This is a genomic window from Saccharopolyspora mangrovi, assembly GCF_035320975.1.
Classification (GTDB): domain Bacteria; phylum Actinomycetota; class Actinomycetes; order Mycobacteriales; family Pseudonocardiaceae; genus Saccharopolyspora; species Saccharopolyspora mangrovi.
The window spans coordinates 254,369-274,963 of record NZ_JAWLNX010000007.1 but is presented as its reverse complement, the minus strand read 5'-3'; the positions used below and the strand labels follow the sequence as shown (position 1 = coordinate 274,963).

General features: G+C 70.0%; 20 protein-coding genes and 1 pseudogene. 12 read left to right on the top strand and 9 right to left on the bottom strand.

The annotated features are described in order from the left end of the window. Positions 1-31: 31 nt before the first annotated feature. On the bottom strand, positions 32-358 hold the full coding sequence (gene cutA, locus R4I43_RS13050; RefSeq protein WP_324265856.1) for a divalent-cation tolerance protein CutA: 327 nt from the start codon (positions 356-358) through the stop codon (positions 32-34). Between the two features lie 81 nt (positions 359-439). Continuing rightward, positions 440-1,770: pseudogene (locus R4I43_RS13045) on the bottom strand (glycoside hydrolase family 47 protein). A 449-nt stretch (positions 1,771-2,219) separates the two neighbouring features. Between R4I43_RS13045 and R4I43_RS13040 the strand changes: the two are divergent. From R4I43_RS13040 to R4I43_RS13005, 8 genes are all read left to right on the top strand, one after another. Then, positions 2,220-3,194, top strand: coding sequence for a LacI family DNA-binding transcriptional regulator (locus R4I43_RS13040; protein WP_324265895.1), 975 nt, complete (start codon positions 2,220-2,222; stop codon positions 3,192-3,194). A gap of 35 nt (positions 3,195-3,229) precedes the next feature. Beyond that, positions 3,230-4,234 (top strand): class I mannose-6-phosphate isomerase, encoded by a 1,005-nt coding sequence (locus R4I43_RS13035; protein WP_324265855.1) that lies wholly within the window; start codon positions 3,230-3,232, stop codon positions 4,232-4,234. Further along, positions 4,231-4,995 (top strand): ATP-binding cassette domain-containing protein, encoded by a 765-nt coding sequence (locus R4I43_RS13030; protein ID WP_324265854.1) that lies wholly within the window; start codon positions 4,231-4,233, stop codon positions 4,993-4,995. Before R4I43_RS13035 ends, R4I43_RS13030 begins: the two co-directional genes overlap by 4 nt. Next, positions 4,995-6,047, top strand: a complete 1,053-nt coding sequence (locus R4I43_RS13025) for an ABC transporter permease (protein ID WP_324265853.1) — start codon at positions 4,995-4,997, stop codon at positions 6,045-6,047. The genes R4I43_RS13030 and R4I43_RS13025 overlap by 1 nt, the downstream gene beginning before the upstream one ends. A gap of 60 nt (positions 6,048-6,107) precedes the next feature. Then, positions 6,108-7,085, top strand: a complete 978-nt coding sequence (locus R4I43_RS13020; RefSeq protein ID WP_324265852.1) for an ABC transporter substrate-binding protein — start codon at positions 6,108-6,110, stop codon at positions 7,083-7,085. A 144-nt stretch (positions 7,086-7,229) separates the two neighbouring features. Then, positions 7,230-7,406, top strand: a complete 177-nt coding sequence (locus R4I43_RS13015) for a hypothetical protein (RefSeq protein WP_324265851.1) — start codon at positions 7,230-7,232, stop codon at positions 7,404-7,406. Between the two features lie 197 nt (positions 7,407-7,603). Further along, on the top strand, positions 7,604-8,020 hold the full coding sequence (locus tag R4I43_RS13010; protein WP_324265850.1) for a TipAS antibiotic-recognition domain-containing protein: 417 nt from the start codon (positions 7,604-7,606) through the stop codon (positions 8,018-8,020). Between the two features lie 160 nt (positions 8,021-8,180). Beyond that, a complete protein-coding gene (locus R4I43_RS13005) occupies positions 8,181-9,533 on the top strand; it encodes a DNA polymerase IV (protein ID WP_324265849.1) in 1,353 nt (450 codons plus the stop codon). Here the strand turns inward: R4I43_RS13005 and R4I43_RS13000 are convergent. From R4I43_RS13000 to R4I43_RS12990, 3 genes are all read right to left on the bottom strand, one after another. Beyond that, entirely contained in the window at positions 9,506-10,237 is a 732-nt protein-coding gene (locus R4I43_RS13000) for a hypothetical protein (protein WP_324265848.1), read from the bottom strand. The two genes, R4I43_RS13005 and R4I43_RS13000, sit on opposite strands and share 28 nt — an antisense overlap. 90 nt (positions 10,238-10,327) lie before the next feature. Next, on the bottom strand, positions 10,328-11,515 hold the full coding sequence (locus tag R4I43_RS12995; RefSeq protein ID WP_324265847.1) for an acetyl-CoA C-acetyltransferase: 1,188 nt from the start codon (positions 11,513-11,515) through the stop codon (positions 10,328-10,330). A 223-nt stretch (positions 11,516-11,738) separates the two neighbouring features. After that, positions 11,739-12,743 carry a hypothetical protein gene (locus tag R4I43_RS12990; protein ID WP_324265846.1) on the bottom strand — a complete coding sequence of 335 codons (1,005 nt, stop codon included), beginning with the start codon at positions 12,741-12,743 and terminating at the stop codon, positions 11,739-11,741. 132 nt (positions 12,744-12,875) lie between these two features. On the opposite strand from R4I43_RS12990, the gene mce reads away from it, so the two are divergent. After that, positions 12,876-13,325: a methylmalonyl-CoA epimerase gene (gene mce, locus R4I43_RS12985; RefSeq protein WP_324265845.1), complete on the top strand. Its 450-nt coding sequence runs from the start codon at positions 12,876-12,878 to the stop codon at positions 13,323-13,325. 82 nt (positions 13,326-13,407) lie between these two features. Here the strand turns inward: mce and R4I43_RS12980 are convergent, their stop codons facing one another. The 3 genes from R4I43_RS12980 to R4I43_RS12970 form a co-directional block, all read right to left on the bottom strand. Beyond that, complete coding sequence (locus tag R4I43_RS12980) at positions 13,408-15,711, bottom strand: penicillin acylase family protein (protein WP_324265844.1); 2,304 nt, start codon at positions 15,709-15,711, stop codon at positions 13,408-13,410. 150 nt (positions 15,712-15,861) lie between these two features. Next, positions 15,862-16,503 carry a TetR/AcrR family transcriptional regulator gene (locus R4I43_RS12975; protein ID WP_324265843.1) on the bottom strand — a complete coding sequence of 214 codons (642 nt, stop codon included), beginning with the start codon at positions 16,501-16,503 and terminating at the stop codon, positions 15,862-15,864. Positions 16,504-16,707: 204 nt separating this feature from the next. After that, positions 16,708-17,091 carry an SPW repeat protein gene (locus R4I43_RS12970; RefSeq protein WP_456115124.1) on the bottom strand — a complete coding sequence of 128 codons (384 nt, stop codon included), beginning with the start codon at positions 17,089-17,091 and terminating at the stop codon, positions 16,708-16,710. Positions 17,092-17,266: 175 nt separating this feature from the next. On the opposite strand from R4I43_RS12970, the gene R4I43_RS12965 reads away from it, so the two are divergent. Further along, complete coding sequence (locus R4I43_RS12965) at positions 17,267-18,838, top strand: coiled-coil domain-containing protein (RefSeq protein WP_324265841.1); 1,572 nt, start codon at positions 17,267-17,269, stop codon at positions 18,836-18,838. Positions 18,839-18,942: 104 nt separating this feature from the next. Further along, complete coding sequence (locus R4I43_RS12960) at positions 18,943-19,116, top strand: hypothetical protein (RefSeq protein ID WP_324265840.1); 174 nt, start codon at positions 18,943-18,945, stop codon at positions 19,114-19,116. Here R4I43_RS12960 and R4I43_RS12955 read toward each other — a convergent pair. Further along, a complete protein-coding gene (locus R4I43_RS12955; RefSeq protein ID WP_324265839.1) occupies positions 19,113-19,952 on the bottom strand; it encodes an alpha/beta fold hydrolase in 840 nt (279 codons plus the stop codon). The genes R4I43_RS12960 and R4I43_RS12955 overlap by 4 nt on opposite strands. A 119-nt stretch (positions 19,953-20,071) precedes the next feature. On the opposite strand from R4I43_RS12955, the gene R4I43_RS12950 reads away from it, so the two are divergent. Continuing rightward, on the top strand, positions 20,072-20,593 hold the full coding sequence (locus tag R4I43_RS12950) for a GNAT family N-acetyltransferase (protein ID WP_324265838.1): 522 nt from the start codon (positions 20,072-20,074) through the stop codon (positions 20,591-20,593). The last annotated feature ends 2 nt before the right edge of the window (positions 20,594-20,595 follow it).

Sequence of the window (20,595 nt, the reverse complement as noted above, 5' to 3'; positions counted from 1 at the left end):
CACCTCCAGCGAGTGTGCCCGGTGGCGCGCGTCACCCGGACGCCGGAGTGGTCTGCTCGTCGACCCACGACAGGTAGCCGGGGTTCCCGCCGATGATCGGAGTCGCGATGATCTCCGGAACGTCGTAGCCGTGATGGGCGCGAAGGTGCGCGATGAGGGGGTCCAACCGGTCACCGGAGGTCTTGATCTGCAGCTGCCACTCCGGATCGTCCTGCGCCGCACCGTCCCACACGTAGAAGCTGCGGATCGGGACGACCTGCACGCACGCCCCCAGCCGTGCCTCCACGACACCCCTGGCGAGCGCGGCAGCGGACTCCTCGGAGTCGGTGGTGGTGACCACCTGCACATGATCGGCCATGACCCCAGGGTATCCGCGCCGCCGGCGCGAGGATGGGAACCTTTCGCGCACTGCGGTGACAGGAAGGTTCCCATCCACAGCTCAGCGCCGCGCCCCGCGCAGCAGGTTGGCCTCGGTGCTGAGGTAGTGGTCCTCGTAGTCCAGGCGCGGGGTGTCGGAGAACAGCAGCCAGTAGTACTTCATCTGCTCCGACCACCAGTAGCCCGGGCAGGAGTCCTCTTGGGACGGTGGCTTGGCGGTGACGTCGGTCAGGGACGCGAATCCGTAGGTGGTCTTGGACGTGGCGACCATGTTCTTGAAGTGGACGTGGGCGCGTTCGCGGAACACCTCGTCGCCGGTGGCCAGCCACAGCATCAGCGCTGAGTCGGCGAACTCCGGCCGCAGGGCGTTGTCCACGCGGGTGGCCGTCATCGTCGAGTAGTCGACGAAGGTCGGGATCACGCCGAACCGGTCCTGCACGACGTTGAAGGCGTCGTGGTAGGCGCGCCCTTCGGCAAGGTGCCCGGATTCGGCGAGCAGTCCCGCGTAGAAGCCGGCGAGGACGCTCTGCTCCCGGCTGAGGCCCTCCCCGGTGAACGCGTCGACCTGCGGGAACCACAGCAACCCGTCCCGGCGCTCGGCCTGGCGCGCCAAGATCGCCTCGGTGAGCGTGCCGTACCACTGCTTGAGCTCGGGATCGCCGAAGAGCCGGTAGCCGTCCCAGAGGTACTCGTAGTACGAGTCGCCGGGCGGCCCGACGGTCGCCTGGCGGTTGCGCCACTGCCCGGTCTCGGCGTTGATGTCGTGCGGCAGCAGGCCGAGTTCGGTGCGCTCGTCGTAGGCGACGCGCAGCGCGCGTTTCGCCCGGTCGTAGTAGCGGCTGCCCCCGTCCACCGCGACAGGACGCCGAATTCCGCGATGTAGGTGCCGATCTCGACGATGTTGGTCTCGGGATCGCTCACCTGCCCGGTCGCCAGGTTCACGTACCGGTACGGCAGGCCGGTCGGCGACTCGGTGAAGGCCGGGAGCATCCGGTCCGCGACGTCCTCGGCCCGCTCGAGCAGCCGAGGATCGCCGGTGCAGTGGTAGGCGGCGGCGAGCCCGCCGACCATGCGGATGTTGGTCTCGAAGACCTGGAACGGCGCGTCGACGTCGAAGTCCAGGTGGTCGACGATCCACTGCACGGCCCGGGCGACTTCAGCGTCGGCCTCCATCAACCACAAGGTGTCCACCGCCTCGACGAGGCTCAGCCCGACCGAGTGGCCCTCGACGAAGAAGTCCTCCCGGCCACCGGAGATCGGCTTGATGTGGTCGGCGCCGAGGGCGCGCTCGACGTAGTGGCGCCACGCCCACAGGTATTCCTCGCGGACAGCATCGGCGACCGGCTTCCACCTCCCTCTCGCCGAGGCCTGGCCGGAGGTGGTCGAGAACATCCCACCCGCGACCGCCGCCGCACCCAACGCGCGCAACACGGACCTTCTGGACATGCCTGGAAGCATCGTCTTCTCCGCACCTGGACAACCTTGTCAAGCCACGCGGCACCACCGTCGCGGGCAGCCGTGGCCGAGGTCAACGCGCAGCACCGTTCCTGTCGTTTTTGGACACCGCCGAGCGCCGAACCGGCCCGCCGGTTACGCCGTCCGAGGCCTTGACCGCGCCACGCGAGCGCCCTTGAGCCGCGAGGAAGGGAACTTTCCTGTCACCACCCCGCGACTGCGGGCGAGGATCGCGACCTTCACCGCGCTTGAGCCGGACGGCCGATTCCCGGCGGCCAGGCGCAGCAGGAACGGGCACCGGACATTGACAGGACGCTCATCCGTGAGGTCCAATCCGGCTCGCCATGACAACGTTGTCTGACTCGAGGAACGTCCGCCGCGCCACCATGACCGACGTCGCGCGGCTGGCCGGCGTGAGCGTCAAGACGGTCTCCCGCGTGGTCAACGCCGAGGCCGGCGTGCACCCGGCGACCGCGCAGCGCGTGCTGTCCGCGATCGACCAGCTCGGGTTCCGCCGCAACATCAGCGCCCGCAACCTCCGGCGCGGCACCGGAACCGGCACCCTCGGCCTCGTCCTGGAAGACCTGGCCAACCCCTTCTACTCGGTGCTGACCCGCGCGGTGGAGGAAGTCGCCCGCATGCAGGGCAAGCAGGTGCTCACCGGTTCCTCCGACGAGGACCCGACGCGCGAGCGGGAGCTCGTGCTCGAGTTCTGCGCACGCCGCGTCGACGGCCTCATCGTCGTTCCCGCAGGTCACCGGCATGGATACATCGCTCACGAGATCAACGCGGGAACACCGGTGGTGTTCGTCGACCGCCCGCCGGGCAACCTCGACGCCGACTCGGTGCTCATCGACAACGCCGGCGGCACCGCGCAGGCGGCCCGGCACCTCGCCGACCACGGCCACCGCCGCATCGCGTTCCTCGGTGACGCCCCCGAGATCCACACCGCCGCCGAACGGCTCCGGGGGTTCCGCGAGGGCTGCGCCCAAGCCGGTGTTCCGTTCGACGCCGAGCTGGTCGTGATGGGCCCGCACACCGACGCCTCCGTCGCCGACGCGCTGTCCGGCCCGCTGCGCGAGGCCACCGCGCTGGTCACCGGCAACAACCGGATCACCGTTCACGCGCTGCGCGCCCTGGCCGGACGGCCGTCGCGCCCAGCACTGGTGGGCTTCGACGACTTCGAGCTCGCCGACCTGCTGGACCCACCGATCACCGTGGTCACCCACGACACCTGGGCGTTGGGCAAGTCCGCGGCCGAGTTGCTGTTCGCGCGACTGGACGGCGACACCTCGCCGCCCGGTCGCGTCGTCGTCCCGACCAGGCTGCTGGTCCGAGGATCTGGAGAGGTAGTTCGTTGAGTTCCGTCCACAGTTCACCATCCGCGCAGGCAACCGTGCTGCCGGCGAACCAGCCCCGGCAGTTCTACCGGGGTGGCGCGTCGATCGCCGCGCTGCGCGGCGGCGGAGATGACCGCGAGTTCGGCCCAGAAGACTGGGTCGCCTCCACCACCACCCGGTTCGGACAGGAGGAGTCCGGACTGTCGCGACTGCCCGACGGGCGGCTGCTGCGCGACGTCGTCAGCGCCGATCCGCGCTCCTGGCTGGGCGCCGAGCACGTGTCGGCCTTCGGCGACAGCACGGCGCTGCTGGTGAAGTTGCTCGACGCCGGGCAGCGGCTGCCGGTGCACTGCCACCCCGATGACGGGTTCGCCAAGCGGCACCTGGGATCGCGGTTCGGCAAGACCGAAGCCTGGATTGTGGTGGGCACCAGCGGCGCGAACCCCGTGGTGTACCTGGGGTTCCGGGACGACGTGGCGCCGGAGGTGGTGGCCGAGTGGGTTCGCACCCAGGACTCCTCGGCGATGCTGGGCTCGCTCAACGAGATCCCGGTCAAGCCGGGTGACACGGTCCACGTGCCCGCGGGCACTCCGCACGCCATCGGCGCCGGGGTGTTCATCGTGGAGTTGCAGCAGCCCACCGACTTCTCGATCACCTTGGAATGGCAGGGATTCCTGTCCGACGCCGAAGGCGCGTTCCTCGGCCTGGAGACCACGACCGCGCTGGAGACGGTCAACCGCTCCGGTTTCGACGACGCGCTCCTGTCGTCGTTGATCAAGCGCACGGGTGATGTGGGTGAAGGGCGCGTTCCGCTGCTCGCCGATGACGCCGCACCGTTCTTCCGCGCCGACCGCCTGCACGGCTCGGCCGAACTCGACCCGTCCTTCGGCGTGCTGATCGTGCTCGACGGCAGCGGAGAACTGCACTGCGCGGATGGTTCCCATGTGCCGCTGCGCCGCGGAACCACCGCCGTCGTGCCGCACGCCGCCGGGCAGTCCCGCCTCGAAGGCGACCTCACCACCGTGCTGTGCAGACCTCCGTCAGCTGGGAGCCACGCATGACAGAACCCCTTCTCGAAGCACGTGACCTCGTCAAGCGCTACGGCAGCGTGGAAGCGCTGCGGGGGGCCTCCTTCACCGTTCACCCCGGTGAAGTGGTCGCGCTCATCGGTGACAACGGTGCGGGCAAATCGACCCTGGTGAAGTGCCTGTCCGGGGTGGAGCAACCGGACTCGGGCCAGATCCTGGTCGAGGGAAAGCCCGTGTCACTGGATTCCCCGACCGCGGCGCGCGGTCACGGCATCGAGACCGCGTACCAGGACCTGGCCGTGGCACCGGACCTGGATCCGGCCGCGAATCTGTTCCTGGGACGCGAGATCCGGCTGCCCGGCCTGCTCGGCAAGCTCGGCATGCTCGACAAGGCCAAGATGCGCACCGAAGCCACCGAGCAGTTCGCCAAGTTCGGGGTGTCGCTGCCGGACCTGTCGGTGCCCATCGGTGCGCTGTCCGGTGGCCAGCGCCAGAGCGTCGCGGTGGCCCGGTCGGTGGCGTGGGCGAGCCGCCTGGTGTTCCTCGACGAACCGACCGCCGCGCTGGGCGTGGTGCAGCGCGAACGCGTCCTCGACGTCGTCCGCCGGGTGCGCGACACCGGCATGGCCGTCGTGCTGATCAGCCACAACATGCCCGAGGTCCTCTCGGTCGCCGACCGGGTCGAGGTGCTGCGCCTGGGCAGCCGGGTGGCCCGGTTCAACGCCGCAGAAGCCGAGCTGGAGGACCTGGTCGGTGCGATGACCGGGGCCCTGTCCCAGGAGGACGCGAGCTGATGCCCAACCCGCAGAAGACCTCCGACGAGACCTCCGCTCAGCAGGCGCCGGACGAACCCGCCTCGAGCCTGCGCTCGCGACTGGCCGGTTCCAACACGGTGTGGACCGGTCTGGTGCTGGTGGTGCTGTGCGCGCTGTTCAGCGCACTGCGCCCGGACGCGTTCCTGACCCTGTTCAACGTGCAGAACCTGCTGGTTCAGGCGGCGCCGCTGCTGATGCTCGCCGTCGGCATGACCTTCGTGATCACCACCTCCGGCATCGACCTGTCGGTGGGCTCGGTGCTGGTGTTCGCCGGGGTCGTGTCGGCCATGACGATGGAGTCGCTCAGCGGCGGCGACGCGACCGGCGCGGGTTGGAGCGTCATCGCGATCGGCCTGGTCGCCGCGCTGTTCGGTGGCGCTGTGTGGGGCCTGCTCAACGGGCTGCTGGTGGCGGTGGCGCGGGTGCCCGCGCTGATCGTCACGCTCGGCTCGTTCGGCGCTGCGCTGGGTGCCGCGCAGCTGCTGACCAACGGCATCGACGTGCGCACGGTTCCCTCCGCGCTGCGCACCACGCTCGGCACCGGAACGTCCTTCGCGGTGGTGCCGAACCTGGTGATCTTGGCCGCGATCATCACGCTGCTGGCGATGTGGCTGCTGCACACCACGGCTTTCGGCCGCTACACCTACGCGATCGGTTCCAACGCCGAAGCCGCGAGGCGCAGCGGGATCAAGGTGACCCGCCACCTCATCGCGGTCTACACCCTGACCGGTGTGCTGGCCGGGCTGGCCGGTTTCATGTCGCTGGCCTACTTCGGCACGACCACGATCAGCGGCCACAGCAACGACAACCTGAACTCGATCGCCGCCGTGGTGCTGGGCGGAACCAGCCTGTTCGGCGGCATCGGGTCGGTTCTCGGCAGCGTCATCGGCATTTTCATCCCGGCGGTGCTCGACGCCGGGTTCGTGATGGCCGGTGTTCGCCCGTTCTGGCAGCCGATCGCCGTCGGGGCGGTCCTGGTCGCCGCTGTCTACCTGGACCAGCGGCGGCGTCGAGCCCGCAACAATCGTTGAACCCGAAATCCTTTGAAACCAGAGCCTTTTTCAACACAGAGTCGTGTGGAGGTCGTTTCGATGAGATCGCTCAAGGGGCTGTTGGCGCTCGGCGCCGCTGCGCTGCTGCTGGCCGGATGCGGTTCCGGGCAGATCGGTGGCACCGGCGGGCAGACCGATCCGAACAACAAGAACCTGGCCCTGATCACCGGTCAGCGCGGTGAACCGTTCTACGTCTCCATCGAGTGCGCCGCGCAGCAGGAAGCCGCGGCGCAGGGGTACCAGCTCAACGTGCAGGCCCCGGAGAAGTTCGAGCAGGCCGAGCAGTCGCAGATCCTGGGCGGCATCGTCAGCGGCAAACCGGGTTCGGTGATCATCGCCCCGACCGACGACAAGGCGCTGGCCGCGCCGCTGCAGCAGGCGAAGGGCAACGGCATCCAGGTCGTGGAGGTCGATACCGCCCTCGAGGACCGCTCCATCGCGGTCACCTCGCTGTCATCGGACAACTACGCCGGCGGTCAGCTGGCGGCGCAGACCCTGGCGCAGCTGCTGGGCGGCAAGCCGGGTTCGGTGCTGGCGCTGAACACCAAGGCGGGCACCTCCACCACCGACGAGCGGGCCAAGGGCTTCGAGGACGAGATCCGCAAGCACCCGAACCTGAAGCTGCTGCCGACCCAGTACACGGAGAACGAGCCGGCGACGGCCGCGCAGATCGTGTCCTCGACGCTGGCTGCCAACCCCGACCTGGTGGGAGTGTTCGGCACGAACCTCAACACGGGTGAGGGCGCGGGCACGGCGCTGTCGAACGCGGGCAAGTCCGGCCAGGTGCAGTTGGTGGGCTTCGACGCCAGCCCCAAGCAGGTCGACGACCTGCGCAACGGCCGGGTGCAAGCGCTCATCGCGCAGAACCCCGGCAAGATCGGCCAGGAGGGCGTCAAGCGGGCCGTCGCCTCGATCAAGGGGCAGCCGGTGGAGCGGGAGACCAAGACGGAGATGATCTCCATCACCCGCGACAACATGGATCAGCAGGCGCAGTACTTCTACAAGTCCCAGTGCTGACCACCGCTGAGCGGTGACCGCGAGGTGCCCGTCTCGCCGCGGCGAGACGGGCACCTTCGTCTCACTCCCGCCTCGTGCGTCGCGAGGATGGGAACCTTCCTCTCATCTCTGGGCGTCATCGCAGGTCGCGGTTACGGTTGGGGCATGGCAGCAATCGGTGAGATGTTCCCCGGTCGCAAGCTCAAGCACGAGGGCGACCAGGACGGTGTGTCCCGCGGGCACGATCCGGGTGGTCCGCTGGACCTGGATCAGGGCGTGGTGTTCCTCGCACCGCGCGAACCCGTCGCGGAGGAAGAGCCGGACGAGGAGCAGCAGGACTGACCTCTTCCCCCAGGTGTCCACGCGCCGCAATCACAGACTGGTCGCGGATCAGGTAGATCACGCACCGCAGCTGCGGCTCTCCGCTACTGTGCCACGGGCAGTTGACGCATTTCGCTCGAAAGAGTCGCGCATCGTCACTGCCCGTTGATCGTGTTGGAAGGCGCAGTGCTCGCGCGTGATCGAAGCAGGGGGATGCCGTGCAGCCGAACAACTTGTCCGGGAGCGCAGCTCTCGAACAGACCGAGGCCGTCGAGGACGGCACCGCGCTGATCGGAAGCCTCACCCCCGCCGGAACCGGGAACCTCAGCCCAGCTCAGAAGCAGGCCATCGCGCACAAGATCGGCCAGGACTGGCAGCGCATCAGCTCCGCGGTCGCCGAGTTGTTCGCCACCGGCGTCCCCAGCAACGACCCCCGCACCCAGCAGGTCGTCCACGAGCACTACCAGTGGCTCGGGCACTTCTGGACGCCCGACCGCGCCTCCTACCTCCGACTGGCGGAGATGTACGTCAACCAGCCGAAGTTCCGGCACCGCATCGAACGCCGCAAGCCCAAGGGGATGGCCGCCTACCTCCGCGACGCCATGACCACCTACGCCTGGGCTCGCCTGCGCTGAACCCCGCCCGGGGAGTGACAGGATGGTTCCCATGCGCAGGTCCCCACTGGGCTCGGTGACCGCAACGCGACCTTGAACCCACCCGCTCGCCGGGGTGGAGACCGCGCTCACAGTCGCGCCTTCCGGGACCTTGTCGGCCTGGTCGAGTTCAATGAACCCCATGAGGTGGGTGCTGCACATGGACATGGACGCGTTCTTCGCGTCCGTGGAGCAGCTCACCCGCCCCACGGTGCGCGACCGCCCGGTGCTGGTCGGCGGGCTCGGCCCGCGCGGCACGGTCGCCGGGGCCAGCTACGAGGCCCGCGAGTACGGCGCGAGATCGGCGATGCCGATGGGCGAGGCGCGGCGGCGCTGCCCGGTGGCGGTGGTGCTGCCCCCGCGATTCCGCGTCTACCAGGCGGTGAGCCGGCACGTGCTGGCGATCGTGCGGGAGGTCTCCGACGTGGTGCAGCAGGTGTCGGTGGACGAGGCGTTCCTGGAACCCACCGAACTGGCCGGCGCCTCCGTGCAGCGCGTCGAGGACTTCTCCGCCTCGCTGCGCGAGCGCGTGCGGCGGGAGGTCGGGGTGGTGGCCTCGATCGGCGCGGGCCCCGGCAAGCAGCTGGCGAAGATCGCCTCCGGGCTGGCGAAACCGGACGGCATGCTGGTGGTCCCGCCGGAGGAGCAGCTGGAGCTGCTGTGGGCGCTCCCGGTGCGCAAGATGTGGGGCATCGGGCCCGTCACCGAATCGAAGCTGCACCGCATCGGGGTCACCACGATCGGCGAGCTGGCCGCCATGCACCCGCAGGACGTCACCTCGCTGCTCGGGCAGGCGATCGGCGCCGAACTGCACCGGCTCGCCCAAGGCGTCGACGACCACCCCGTCGCCGAACGCGCCGAGGCCAAGCAGGTCAGCGCCGAGACAACCTTCGACCACGACATCTCCGATCGCGAGACGCTGCTGGCCGAGGTGATGGGCCAAGCCGAGAACGCCCACCGCAGGCTCGTGTCCTCGGGTCGCGCAGCCCGCACCGTGACGCTCAAGGTCCGCGACTCGGACTTCACCACGATCAGCCGAGCCGAGACGTTCTCGTCGGCCACCAGCGAACTGCCCACCCTCGCGGCCGCCGCGCGTCGCCTCCTGCCGATCGCCGTGCCACCGGGAACACCGGTGCGCCTGGTCGGCGTGTCCTACTCGGGGCTGGCGACCTCCGAGCAGGAGCCGTTGTTCGACCACCCCGCTGATCCGGAGGACATCCCCGAGGCCGAACCCGAAGCGCCCGAACCGGCCAGCGCCCAGCAACCGACCGCGCGGCAGTGGCGGGCGGGAGACGACGTCCGCCACGCCGAGCACGGGCACGGATGGGTGCAGGGCGCCGGGCACGGCCGGGTCACCGTTCGCTTCGAGACGGCCGCGACGGGTCGGGGCGTGGCGCGGACCTTCTCCGTGGACGACCCGCAGCTGAGCTCCTCCGACCCGCTCGACAGCCTCGGTCTGGAAGTCGATCAGCCCTGCGGCGGGGGCGGCAGGTGACGCCGGTACTGGCCCACCCACTTCTGCGGCGCGATGTCCTTGATCGCGTCTTCCAGGTCCTTCGGCAACCTGCTGAACGGCGGTAGGTGGAACCGGTAGCGGTCCGGCGGCAGGCCTTGCACGGTCGGCGGCTCCTGCACCCACCAGCGCTCCAGCTCCGGGTGCCGTTCGGCGAAGCCCGCGTCCGCCGGGTAGATCTCCAGCGCGCGGCGGCGTTCCGGGTTCACCGGCCGCTTGTTCTCGATCCAGGGCAGCGTGCCGATGCCGACCGCCTGGATCTCGCGCCAGTCGACGCCGACGACCTCGCCCATCGTGCGCGCGTAGAAGCCGCTGCGGTCGATCAGGAACCCGCGACCGCGCAGCATGCCGCGCGACCCCATCACGAACCACAGGAACGCCACACCGAAGACCAGCTGCCAGACCCACATGCCGACGGTGTTGCCGTTGTTGACCAGCGTCGCCGCGGTCAGCACCGTGCCGAGCCCGCTGATCCCGCCGCCGATCAGCAGCGAGCGGAATCCCGCGGCGCTGACGTCGACGTCGTGCGCGTCAGCACCCAGCAGCGTGGGTGCGGGTGCACCGGCCGGCGGACGATGAGGCTCCGCCGCCGGGCGCCCCGAGGTGTATCGAGCGGTGCCGCGCGGGATCGTGCGCGTCGGCTCGCTCCAGTCAGCTCGTCGCCATCCCCCTGGAAGCCATTTCATGCGTCCCAGGGTAGCCACGAACCAGACAGTTGATCATGTAGGTGGGCAAATCCCCGGGTACCTCTCAGGGATTTCCGGGGGATGCCCCGATCAGGCCGAGGGGACGGTCAGCAGCAGCGCGTCGCCCTGACCACCGCCGCCGCAGAGCGCGGCCGCACCGGTGCCGCCGCCGCGCCGCTTGAGCTCGAGGGCCAGGTGCAGCGCCAGACGCGCACCGGACATGCCGATCGGGTGGCCCAGCGCGATGGCGCCGCCGTTGACGTTGACCTTGTCCTCGTCGATGCCCAGCTGGCGGGTGGAGACGATGCCGACCGCGGCGAAGGCCTCGTTGATCTCGACCAGGTCCAACCCGGTGGCGTCGACACCGGCCTTCTGGCAGGCCTTGGCGATCGCGTTGGAAGGCTGCTCGTGCAGGCTGGCGTCCGGTCCGGCGACCACGCCGTGCGCGCCGATCTCAGCCAGGTAGTCCAGGCCCAGTTCCTCGGCCTTGGCCTTGCTCATCACCACCACGGCGGCGGCGCCGTCGGAGATCTGCGAGGCCGACCCGGCGGTGATGGTGCCGTCTGCGGCGAAGGCCGGACGCAGCTTGGCCAGGGTCTCGGTGGTGGTGCTGCCGCGCACGCCCTCGTCGGTGCCGAAGACCACCGGATCGCCCTTGCGCTGCGGGATCTGCACCGGGGCGATCTCCTCGGCGAACACGCCGGAGGCGATCGCGGCCGCGGCGCGCTGGTGCGAGCGAGCGGCGAAGGCGTCCTGCTCTTCGCGGGTGATGCCGTAGCGGGAGTTGTACTTCTCGGTCGAGGTCCCCATCGCGACCTGGTCGAACGCGCAGAACAGCCCGTCGTGGGCCATGTGGTCGAGCATGTTGACGTCGCCGTACTTGAAGCCCTCGCGAGAACCGGTGAGCAGGTGCGGCGCCTGCGTCATCGACTCCTGGCCGCCGGCCACCACGATGTCGAACTCACCGGCCCGCACCAGCTGGTCGGCCAGCGCGATCGCGTCGAGACCGGACAGGCAGACCTTGTTGATGGTCAGCGCCGGGACGTCCATCGGGATCCCGGCGGCCACAGCGGCCTGGCGGGCCGGGATCTGACCGGCTCCGGCGGTCAGCACCTGTCCCATGATCGTGTACTGCACCTGCTCGGGCGCGACACCGGCGCGCTCCAGAGCGGCCTTGATGGCGACTCCGCCGAGCTGCGCCCCGGAGAAGTCCTTGAGCGAACCGAGCAGCCGCCCCATCGGGGTCCGCGCGCCCGCAACGATCACAGAACCACCCACGACTGCCTCCCGGTCATCGTCGACACACCAAGTCCTCGGCGTCGCATCCATCATCGCCCGCGAACGCCATCGGGACCATACCCGCGAATCTCGCAGGCCCCAGCTGTGACGACTGCCATAGCCGAATCGGGGCCGGTGAGCGGGAGGTTCCCTTACTGCGGTTTCACCGGGGCCGGAGTGACAGGAAGGTTCCCATGCTCACACCGGCCCCGGCCGCACGCTGTCAGCAGTTGCCGGTCCCGGTGGTGGTGTCACACAGCGACGACTCCTTCGCCCAGGAGAGCTCGCTGCGCGCGTCCACGCCCAGTCCCCGGGAGGCGGACACGTCGGTCAAGGCACCGGAGTCGCCCTTGAGCCAGTACCGGACCTCGTAGTCGGTGCCGCCTTCCTCGTAGGTGAAGGCGTAGAAGGGCGCGGGCACCGGCGCCGGGCCGTAGTCGGGGGAGGTCCAGACGTCCTCGCCCTGCGCCGCGCTCGGGTCGGCGTAGAGGCAGTCGTACTCGGCGCCTTCGAAGGTGCACTTGCGCATCTCGGCACCGCCGTAGCGGCCGACGCTGTCGTCCTTGGTGACGCCATCGGAGCTGAGCCGCTGGTAGACGTCCTCGCAGGCGCCCGAATCGCAGGCGTGCCAGTCGCTCCACGCGGACGCGCGTGCTTGGGCTTCGCTGGAGCCTCCGTTGATCGCCGAGCAGTACTTCTCGACCATGTGGGGAACCATCGTCGCGGCCGCGGAGGAGCTGTCGATGGCGGTGGCGGCCGTTTCCTTCGCGCCGAGGCCCGCCGAGTCGAGCTGCCAGACGCCGACGCCGGGGTTGAAGAACAGTCCTTCGGCGCGCTGCTCGGGGTCGGCCAGCGAAGTCTGGTCGTCGTAGCGCGACAGCGTCATGGGCGACGGTGATTCACCGCTCTGCGACACTTCCGGCCAGGTGGTGGACAACGTCAGGTAGGTGGCCGCGGTGGCGCTGATGCTGCAGCCCGCTTCCCCTGCGGCGGTTTTGGCCGCGGACTCCACCGCCGCGTAGGGCTCCGCGCCGAAGCGCAGCGGCGCGAGGGGAGCCACCCAGCCGCGATCCCGGCTCATCCGCTCGGCGTTCGGGTTGGGCCCGCCACCGCCGCTGATGGTCCCGTCACCACCTGCGGCGACCGCGATGGGAGCGGTCGTGCCGGCGGTGATCCCGAGTGCGACGAATAAGACGGCGAGCCTGCGCGTTCGTTGCGTCTTGACCATTTCTGCCCCTTCCGCGTGAATCAGCCACATGCTCGCCTCTAGATCAGATCACCCGACTCCGCCCATCGGAGCAATTCGATCTTCGGATTTCGCCGCTTTTCCCACGGTTTCCGAGACGGCTACGCTGCGACCATGCGAGCGGAACTGAACGACCTGGTCACGGCAATCGATCACGTGGGGATCGCGGTCCCCGACCTCGACGAGGCCATCGCGTTCCAACGCGACACCTTCGGCCTGGAGGTCGCGCACTCCGAGAAAAACGAGGAGCAGGGAGTCCGCGAGGCGATGCTGCGCGCCCCGGGCGACACCACGGGAGCCACCCAGATCCAGCTGCTCGCACCGCTGCGCGAGGACTCCACCATCGCCAAGTTCCTCGACAAGAACGGCCCCGGGCTGCAGCAGCTCGCCTACCGGGTCACCGACGTCGAGGCCGCGATGGCCGCGCTCCGCGCCAAGGGCCTGCGCCTGCTCTACGAGCAGCCCCGCCGCGGCACCGCCGACAGCCGCATCAACTTCGTCCACCCCAAGGACGCTGGCGGAGTCCTCGTCGAACTCGTCGAACCCGCCCCCCACGCCCACTGACACCGACGAGCGGCGAGTCCGATGTGGACCCGCCGCTCGTTCGGGAACCCTCCGCGCGAACCGGAAACCGCTGCCGCGCCGGTCAGGCCGGCACGAGGAGGATTCTGCGCTCTGCGATCTCTTCGACGGCTTCGCGGGTGTAGGCCAGGGGGAAGTAGGTCCCGTCCCGCCAGCTCTCGGCGAGATCGCGGTAGTGCGGGTCGGCCGGGTTGCCGGACTGGCCCGGGGTGTTCACCGCGACCGAGTAGTCCCAGTTGCCGACGTCGAGCACCATCCGGAACGACGGGCCGTTGGTCTGCCGGAAGTCGCTGATGCGGTAGGCGGACTGGTTGACCGTCGCCGAGGAACCGCCGCGCGGCATCGGTCCGACGTCGAAGCGCGCCCGCTGGGTCTCGTCGAGCGCGCCCGAGGCGGGGTGCTCGAAGAGGCTGTGGTGCAACCGACCCCACTGCCAGGTCGCCTCTGCCCGGCCGAGCAGTTGCCGCACCTCCGCGCAGGCGGTGCGCAGGGTGTCCAGCAGCAGCCGGTCGCGAGCGGCGGCATCGGGCAGCCACCGTCCGGGTTTCTCCAGTTCGGCGAGCATGACCAGGGTGTCGACGCTGTCGATGTGCTCGGCGGCCTTCGGCACGGCGACCCGCGCGAAGCCGGGGCCGAGGTGCTTGGACAGCCACACCTCGAACAGGGCGGCGGCGTTGGAATCCGCGCCCAGCACGGCGTCCCAGTCGCGCAGCAGCCGCAGCGCGCGGCGGAGTTCGGCTTCGCCGCTGTCCAACCGGGACAGCAGCGGCTGGATCCGCCTGGCCGGGATGGACAACTGGTCGTTCTGCAGCAGCTCCGAGTCCCGGATCGTGTGCTTGGTCTGCCGGGACAGGACTTCCACGATCCGCTGGTGGCGGAACGGGTTGGTCCACTCGTACCCGAGCCCCATGTTCTGGTGCTCGGGCGGCAGGTTGAACTGGTTCGCCGTGGCGATGAAACCCTCGTCGGGGTTGAACAGCCTCGGCAGGTCGTCGCCGGAGTGGAAACCGTGCCACTCGTACCGGCCGTCCCCAGGCACGGGGAGCAACCCGTCGTAGCCGACGCGCTTGGGCGCCAGACCGCCCGGAACCCAGCCGATGTTGCCCTCCACGTCGGCGTAGACCTGGTTCTCGGTCGGGGCGCCCCAGTTGCGCATGGCCCTGGTGAACTCGGGGAAGCTCTGCGCCCGCATGTAGGCGATGCTGCCGAAGTAGGGCGACATCCCGGGTTGCAGCCACGCCGTGCGCACCGCGTAGGCGAGGTTGCGCTGCCGGTCGACGCGAATGACCGGGCCGTGTCGGGTGAAGGTCAGTTCCACCTCGCGGGCCGGTTCGTCGCGCACCGCGACGGTCTCGCGCAGGACCGTCATCGACTCCCAGCCGGAGCCGTACCGGTAGCGGGTGGGGTCGGCCGGATCCAGTTCGTAGACGTAGAGGTCTTCCTGATCCATCGGGAAGATCGTCAGGCCGAAGGCCACGGTCCCGTTGTGCCCGATGGAGATCCCCGGCAGCGCGGGTTCGCCCGCACCGATCACGTCCAGGCCGGGCGCCGACAGGTGCGCGATGTAGCGCAGCGACGGGGCCGAGTAGCTGCGGTGCGGGTCGTTGGCCAGCACGGGACGTCCCGTCGCCGTGCGGCTCCCGCTCACCACCCAGTTGTTGCTGCCCTCGGTGGTGGCGTCGCGCGGGACGCGGCGGATGGACTTCTCCTTGAACTCGACGTCCTGGGTGGCCAGGTCGAACACGTCCAGCACGTCGGCGGGGAGCGCGCACGGGTCGAACCCGTCGGGGACAACGACGCGGTGATCGGGCTGCAGACCTTGGCGGACCTGGTCGGCCTCCACGCCGGCGGCGCAGGTGACGCGGGCTCGTTCGACCTCGCTCTCCAGGTTGCGGGTCAGCCCGTGGCTGCGGATGCGCACCACGTCGGCGGGATCCCAGCGGGCCGGCCGGTAGCCGAGGATGCCGAACTCCTCGGGCAACTGCTGGGGGTGGGCGTCGAGCCAGTCGAGGTAGGCGTTGATGCCGTTGGTGAACTGGGTCGCCACGCGCTGGGCGTCGTCGGAGTAGCGCGCCCACTCGGCGTCCATGTCACCGCGGTAGAGGAACAACCGGGTGGCGCGGTCCTGCTCGACGTGGTCGGGTCCGAGGACCTCGGCGAGCAGTCCGAGCCCGCGACGCCGCCACAGGTCGATCTGGAAGAGGCGCTCCCTCGCGGCGTTGAAGCCCTGCGCGAGGAAGACGTCGTCCTCGCTGTCGGCGTAGAGGTGCGGGACCCCGTAGCGGTCCTCGATCAGCTCGACCTCGTCGCCGAGCCCGGCCACCGGGTAGGTCACCGGGTCTGGGGACGCGTCGACGACCGAGGTCATGACACCCGCTCCGGCGATGCCGAAACCGGTCGCGATGAGCCCTTGCCGACGGGATAACCGAACGCGCCCAATGCCCACCCCAACCTCCGCGGTGATCGTCTGCGGGAGTTTCTAGCGCGGCGGACGTCGGGTCACAAGGCCGGGTGGTGGTCAGGCCGGGTTCACCACCGGTGAGCCCGCCCCCAGTTCGAGGGCGTTGGCGATGAAGCCGATCTCGCGGTCGAGCTCGTCGTCCTCGGTGCGGTGGCGGGCCACCGAGTGGCGGTGGTTGATCACCCGCGCCAGCAGCATCGCGGCGGTCTCGACGTCGCAGCCGGCCAGGCCGGGCGGCATGGCCAGCTCGATGACGCGGCGGATCTGCTCGACGACCACCCCGAACCGCTGCTGCATGGCCTGCCGCACCGCGTCGTGGGTGTCGGCCTCCCGCCACAGCAGGTGGCTGAGCAGCATCGACGATTCCAGTCGCGCGTCGAGCTCCCCCACCAGTCGCCGCAGGCTGCCCGCGACGTCGCCGCGCACGACGAGCCGGTCGGATTCGAGCTCCTCGTCGGGGAGGCGTTCCACCAGCGCGGCCAACAGGTCCTGCTTGCGGCGGAAGTAGTAGTGGATGAGGCCCTTGGGCACCTCGGCGCGTTCGGCGATGCGGGAGGTCGGGGTGGCGGTGAAGCCGTGCTCGGCGAACAGCTCACCGGCGGCGGTGAGGATGCGCTCCCTGGTGCTGCCCCCGTGATCGTCGTCCGGACCCGAATCGGACGGGCGTCGACGGGCACCCTCGCCCTGCTCGTTCGACATGTGCCCGACCTCCTCCTGGCGCGTTGGGCGCTAAAAGCGCGGCCCGGACGTTACCGCCGGACCGCGCGATTGTCGCAACCGAGCACCACCTGGTCGTCACCGCTTCGAGCCCGCGCAAATCGGAAACATCGCGGGAGTGTCGTGACCTCCTCATCTCACCCGGGCGCACGGCGCGCGGGCCCTCAAGCGGTTTCGTTGCTGGAGTCAGTGCTGCCCTGCCACACCGCGGTGCGTCGCGTTGGCTTCGGGCAGCGCCGCCGCACCGGCGATCACGGCCAGCACGCCGACGATCCACGAGGTCCACGAGGCCGCCATCATCTCCGCGTATCCGAGGACCCACGGGGAGATGAAGAGCAGGACGCCCAACAGCATGTGGCTGTACTCGCTGGTCATCGATCCCGGCATGGCCAGCGACCACACGCTCGCGATCAGCAGCAGCGCGCCCAGCACGATCATCGCCGACATCGCGGCGCCGTTGGTCGACGTCCACATCGTGGCGAGGATCAAGTAGGCGCCCAGGACCACACCGGCCCAGTCCTGCCAGCGAATCCACGGCTTCGAAGCCGAAGCGCTCGACCTATCGGCCACGTCGATCACCTCCGTTATGTCCGACTTGATGAGTCCATTTCACTCTTGGTTGGCCAGCCGGTCAAGACTGGGTTTCACGGCGCCGCCGAAGACCGGCACCCGAGGTGAGGAAAATCCTCTCCAGACCCAGCCACACCTCCCACAACAACGTCCGCTTCCAGGTAGCTTGGTTGCCATGGGCCTTGCCGACGACCGCGATTTGCTGCCACTGGGATCGGGATTCGATCTCGCTCGCAAGAACGGCTATGACCGCGCCCAGGTCGACGAGCACCTCGAGCGCCTGGACGCCGACATCCGCATCCTCACCTCGGATCGGGATGCCGCCGTCTCGCAGGCGGCCGACCTGTCCAAGCAGCTCGAGTCGGCCCGCTCCGAGATCGAGAGCCTGCGCGGTCAGGTCGATCGGCTCGCCAAGCCGCCGACAACCCTCGAAGGCCTCAGCGAGCGCCTGCAGCGCATGCTCCGCCTGGCCCAGGACGAGGCCGCCGACATCCGCTCGCGCGCGGAGAGCGACGCGGCCCAGATCCGCGCCCGCTCCGAAGCCGAAGCCGTCAACCTGCGCACCCGCTACGAGCGGCTGATCAGCGAGGTCGACAGCCGGCGCAGCGAGATGGAAACCGAGCACCGCTCGCTGATGGAAGGCGCCAAGTCCGAAGCCGAGCGCATCACCCGCGAGGCCGAGGAGAGCCGCAAGCGCGCCGACGAGGAGTCCGAAGCCCACCGCACCCAGGTGGAAGAGGACTTCGAGATCGCGATGTCGGCCCGCCGCACCGAGGCCATGCGCGCCCTCGCCGAGCAGGAGGCCACCAGCAAGTCCGAAGCCGAGCGTCGCGTCCGCGAGGCCACCGAGGAGGCCAACCGCCGGCTGCGCGAAGGCACCAACGAGGCCCACCGCCGCGTCAACGAAGCCACCGACCAGGCCAACACCCTGGTCAGCGACGCCACCGCGAAGGCCGAGAAGCTCGAGAAGGACTCCACCGAGGCCGCCGAGAAGCTCGAGCGCGAATCCACCGAAGCCGCCAACGCCCGCGAGGCCTCCAGCAAGGAAGCCGCGCAGCGACGGCTCCAGGAAGCCAAGCAGGAAGCGGAACGCCTGGTCAGCGAGGCAACCGACCGGTCCGAGCGGATGATCCGCGAGTGCACCGAGGAAGCCACCCGGCGCATCGACGTCGCCACCCGCGAGGCCAAGCGCCTGGTCAGCGCCACCCGAGCGGACGCGCAGCGCAGGCTCGGCGCCACCACCGAAGAGGTGCAGCGCAGGCTCGCCCAGGCCGACGAGCACGTCCACTCGCTCACCCAGCTGCGCGACACCGTCGCCAAGAAGCTGCGGGACGCGGCCGAACTGCTCGGCCAGACCACGCCGCTGCTGGAGCGCCTCGACCTCGAGGACGCCGAAGAGGAGAAGCTGCGCAAGGCCGCCATCGAAGCGCGCGAGCAGGCCCGCAAGGACGCCGAGGAGGCCATCGCCCGCGACGGGCGCGAGACCGGCGAGATCCACGAGTCGTCGCGCGCCACCGAGCAGGCCGTCACCGAATCGGGTCTGCCCAAGCGCACACCCGGCCACGGCGGTTCGGCGAAGTCCAACTCGCAGTCCAGCGTGGACGAGCCCACGGACAAGATCCAGCGCAAGAACTACGGCGCGGACGAGCCGACCCGGCGCATCCAGCTCCCGGTCCCCGGCGAGCAGCAGCAGTCCGAGCAGCGTTCCCAGGACGCTGCCAGGGTGGACGCCAAGCAGCAGAGCTGATCGCGTTCGCCCTGGCCACCCGGCCGCGCGTCATCATTTCGTAGCAGCGGTGTCTCTAAGGGCGAGGTCGGCCGTGAGCCGGCGCCCCAGGAGAGGACCAGTCAATGGCGGACAAGGCCCCCGGTAGCGACCCCACCAGCACCCGCGCGCGCGGTCAGCGCGACTCGGGCCGGTACTTCCTGTTGCCCAGCGAAACCGCGGAGCGGTTCCGGCGCGACGAGCGCAAGCCGGACGCCACCACGGGCACGACCGACGAGGACTCAGCGGAGGACGACTAGACCTCGATCCCGGCCAGCCAGGGCAGGACCGCGTCGGCCAAGGCCTCCGGTGACTCCATCGACGGCAGGTGTCCCGAACCCGCCAGCTCGACGAGCTCGCCGCGCGGCAACGCGTCGACCATCTCCCGAGCGGCCGACGGCGGGGTGATGCTGTCCTCGGCGCCGACGACGACCATCGCGGGACCACCGAAAGCGCGCAGCGCGACGAAGCTGTCGGGCCTGGCGGCCATCGCCCGCTGGGCCCACGCCACCCCGTCGGCCGGTTGCGCCTCGATCAGCGCCCGGAGCTCCTCGACGACCTCCGGGCGGCGCTCACGGGTGCTCGCGCTCAGCAGGTTCGGCAGCATGCTGTCTGCCAGCCAACCGGAGATGCCCTCCTCCTCGGCGCGGGTGGCGACGCTGAGCCGGTTGGCGCGCTGCTCGTCGGTGTCGGCCGGGGCCTTGGTGTCCACCAGGAGCAACCCGGCGACGCGTTGCGGAGCCGCCCGCAACACCGCCGTGGCCACGTAACCGCCCATCGAGCAGCCGCCCAGCACCACGCGCGGCAGCTCCAGCTGGTCCAGCAGCTCCAGGATGTCGGCAGCCGCGACATCGACGCTGGGCCGGTCCACGGGCAGCTTCCCCACCGGCGCTTCGAGCATGCCTCGCGCGGTGGAGCCGTCCAGGGAACTCTCCCCCAACCCGCGCTGATCGGGCGTGATCACCCGGGCCTGTTCCTCTAGCCGGCCGCGCAGCGGATTCCACATGCGCGCATCGACCGGGAAGGCGTGCAGCAGCACCAGCGGCGTTCCAGCTCCGGATTCGATGTAGTGCACGGCGACCATCCTGCCGGACATGGCCCCGCTCGGGCACGCGACCGGGCCGCGCGCATGGGAACCTTCCTGTCACTTTCACGCCTGCGGCAACCCGGAAAATCGGCTGCCGGGGCGGGCCGAGGCCCGCTAGCGTGCGTCAGATGCCCGACCCTTCGGAGATCCGAACCCGCCGGCTGCTGCTGCGGCGCCCGCTTCCCTCCGACACCGAGGCGTTCGTCGAGGTCCACACCAGCCCCGAGACCCACGCCTACCCCGGTGTCGCCCCGCGCACCCGTGCCGAGTCGCTGCGGCTGCTGGAGCTGTTCCAGCGCGACTGGGACACCCACGGCGTCGGTTACTGGGCGGTGCTGCCCGCCGCCGGCGGCGAAGTCCTGGGCTTCGGCGGCCTTCGGCACTCCGTCGACGAGGGCGAGAAGGTCCTCAACCTGTACTTCCGCTTCCTACCGGTCGCCTGGGGCCACGGCTACGCACCGGAGATGGGCCACGCCGCGGTGCGGTGGGCGCAACGCAACCGCCCGGAACTCCCGGTCGTCATCGCCACCGCCACGAGCAACACCCCCGCGCTCCGGGTCGCCGAGAAGCTCGGCTTCCAGCGCGTCCTGGAGCGGATCCACGAGGGCGTCCCCGAGGTGCTGTTCCGTTTGCCCGGTCCCCTGACGTGAGC

Bases quoted from the DNA above. Each gene is read 5' to 3' on its own strand.
- cutA (WP_324265856.1), bottom strand. From the start codon at position 358: ATGGCCGATCATGTGCAGGTGGTCACCACCACCGACTCCGAGGAGTCC.
- R4I43_RS13040 (WP_324265895.1), top strand. From the start codon at position 2,220: ATGACCGACGTCGCGCGGCTGGCCGGCGTGAGCGTCAAGACGGTCTCC.
- R4I43_RS13030 (WP_324265854.1), top strand. From the start codon at position 4,231: ATGACAGAACCCCTTCTCGAAGCACGTGACCTCGTCAAGCGCTACGGC.
- R4I43_RS13025 (WP_324265853.1), top strand. From the start codon at position 4,995: ATGCCCAACCCGCAGAAGACCTCCGACGAGACCTCCGCTCAGCAGGCG.
- R4I43_RS13020 (WP_324265852.1), top strand. From the start codon at position 6,108: ATGAGATCGCTCAAGGGGCTGTTGGCGCTCGGCGCCGCTGCGCTGCTG.
- R4I43_RS13015 (WP_324265851.1), top strand. From the start codon at position 7,230: ATGGCAGCAATCGGTGAGATGTTCCCCGGTCGCAAGCTCAAGCACGAG.
- R4I43_RS13005 (WP_324265849.1), top strand. From the start codon at position 8,181: ATGAGGTGGGTGCTGCACATGGACATGGACGCGTTCTTCGCGTCCGTG.
- R4I43_RS13000 (WP_324265848.1), bottom strand. From the start codon at position 10,237: ATGAAATGGCTTCCAGGGGGATGGCGACGAGCTGACTGGAGCGAGCCG.
- R4I43_RS12990 (WP_324265846.1), bottom strand. From the start codon at position 12,743: ATGGTCAAGACGCAACGAACGCGCAGGCTCGCCGTCTTATTCGTCGCA.
- mce (WP_324265845.1), top strand. From the start codon at position 12,876: ATGCGAGCGGAACTGAACGACCTGGTCACGGCAATCGATCACGTGGGG.
- R4I43_RS12980 (WP_324265844.1), bottom strand. From the start codon at position 15,711: ATGACCTCGGTCGTCGACGCGTCCCCAGACCCGGTGACCTACCCGGTG.
- R4I43_RS12975 (WP_324265843.1), bottom strand. From the start codon at position 16,503: ATGTCGAACGAGCAGGGCGAGGGTGCCCGTCGACGCCCGTCCGATTCG.
- R4I43_RS12965 (WP_324265841.1), top strand. From the start codon at position 17,267: ATGGGCCTTGCCGACGACCGCGATTTGCTGCCACTGGGATCGGGATTC.
- R4I43_RS12960 (WP_324265840.1), top strand. From the start codon at position 18,943: ATGGCGGACAAGGCCCCCGGTAGCGACCCCACCAGCACCCGCGCGCGC.
- R4I43_RS12955 (WP_324265839.1), bottom strand. From the start codon at position 19,952: ATGTCCGGCAGGATGGTCGCCGTGCACTACATCGAATCCGGAGCTGGA.
- R4I43_RS12950 (WP_324265838.1), top strand. From the start codon at position 20,072: ATGCCCGACCCTTCGGAGATCCGAACCCGCCGGCTGCTGCTGCGGCGC.